The 1,864-nt window shown below is 47.6% G+C and carries 1 protein-coding gene; it reads right to left on the bottom strand.

All coding sequences use genetic code 11. The features are described 5' to 3' along the window. Positions 1-8: 8 nt before the first annotated feature. A complete protein-coding gene (gene ltrA / locus AB6D58_RS24285; protein ID WP_170963353.1) occupies positions 9-1,301 on the bottom strand; it encodes a group II intron reverse transcriptase/maturase in 1,293 nt (430 codons plus the stop codon). Between the last annotated feature and the right edge of the window lie 563 nt (positions 1,302-1,864).

The raw sequence follows: 1,864 nt of genomic DNA, 5'->3' as shown, positions 1-1,864 counted from the left end.
CCGTCCTCTCACACCACCGTACAAGCGTGGGTCGCATACGGCGGTTCCGAATATACTTTCAGTGACTCGTACCCATCTCTTAGTGAGTACAGCCCCAACCCCTCGAACCATTTTATTGGCATGGCGTGATTAACCTGTGGCGTTGAAGCTAGATGCCACCAACCCTTATCTGACATCGCTAGCTTCCACGCATTACGCTCCGTTACACCTTGTCGCTGTAACCATATCGCTATGCTGTGTCTGCGTTTGCGCTGCTTTAGTCGGTAGCACCTTAATCTACGCCGTATCCATTCGTCTAAGCGCTGCATTGCACTTTTACTAACAGTAAGCTTGAAGTAGTGTTGCCATCCTCTTAGATATTGAGTTAACTCCGTGATTATCACCTGTAACTCTCGTCCTCGATTTCGCTTCGTTATCTGACGTACTCGCTTCTTCATTTGAGCTTGTGCCGTCTTCGATATCCCGATTCTTCCGTCTATCTGGAAGCGGTGGCTTAGGTAAGTTCGCTTTGTCACTCTCGTTGCTGCACTTTTCTTACGGTTTACCGTCAGCTTTAGTTTCTGCTCCAAGAACTCCGTTATCGACTCTCTGACTCGATGAGCGGCTTCCTCACTACGCACGTAGATTTGACAGTCATCTGCATATCGACAGAACTTATGCCCTCTACGCTCTAGCTCTTTATCCAGTTCATCTAATACAATATTTGATAGTAGCGGAGATAATGGCCCACCCTGGGGTGTGCCTCGTTGTCTCTGCTCAACTAGTCCATGTCGCATTATGCCTACCTGTAGGTATGACCTAATTAGCTTTAACACGCGTTTATCAGCAATATCTTGTGACAGCCTGTGCATTAGCCTATCGTGATTCACTGTATCGAAGTATTTTGCTAGGTCGATATCTACTACATAACCTCGACCCTCTCGGATGTAGCGACTGGCGGCCGACAATGCATGGTGCGCACTGCGGTTGGGTCTAAACCCGTAACTACTGTCGGAGAACTTCGGCTCATAGATACATGACAGCACTGATGTGATTGCCTGTTGGACTACCCTATCAAGGACTGTTGGGATACCTAATTGCCTTACGCCACCACTAGCTTTGGGGATTTCTACACCAAGAACAGGTTGAGGTTGATAGCTTCCATCCAGAAGACTCTGGCGAAGCTCTTGCCCGTTTGATGCCTGTCGAAGTCTTGAGATAGTGGCGTTGATGTCGAGCTTGTCGACTCCTGCACACCCTTTGTTCTTCTTCACGCGTCTAAGAGCTTGATTCAAATTGGTTGAGGAGCAGATTTGCTCCATCAACGAAGTTGAGGTCACCAAGACTCGCCCTCCTGTCTACGCCGACCATGCTTGTCATTCTTCGTATCCATGAGCTTTACTTGCGGTATTGCCCTTTGGGACGTAGAGATGAATTTCATCTTGCTATGACTCCACATGATTGAGTGTCTAGTGACTGCTTCTTGATATATTCAGTTCAGGCCTTCCTTTGAGTTGTACATTCTCAAAGTACTATGCCTTCTGCTGACTTCTTATTGCTCATCACACAACATCACTGCTGTATTAGTCTCTATTGAGACAAACCATAAGATCTCCCGAGGTAAGACGTTGTTCTTTCCCTTGGCTGTGCCTGATTTACCACTACACACTTCCCGTCGAGGCATTGGGCTATTCTATCTATGGCTAGGTTGCCCAAGTTGTAATGACCTACTATCAGATTTCTGTTCGTCACAACCAAGTTTTGCCATTTGCTTCCTTCAGATTTCACCTCACGGTGAACACCCTTGCATAGGCTAACGGTTCTCGCTCGACTGAGCCCGTAGAGGACTTTCACCTCCTAGATCAACGCCATGCTCGGCGCACCA

Source organism: Vibrio sp. 10N.239.312.D08 (assembly GCF_041466145.1).
In the GTDB taxonomy this organism is placed as follows: Bacteria; Pseudomonadota; Gammaproteobacteria; order Enterobacterales; family Vibrionaceae; genus Vibrio; species Vibrio crassostreae_C.
The sequence above is the reverse complement of the archived record's forward strand: the minus strand, read 5'-3'. Positions and strand labels throughout refer to the sequence as shown.

Bases quoted from the DNA above. Each gene is read 5' to 3' on its own strand.
- ltrA (WP_170963353.1), bottom strand. From the start codon at position 1,301: ATGGAGCAAATCTGCTCCTCAACCAATTTGAATCAAGCTCTTAGACGC.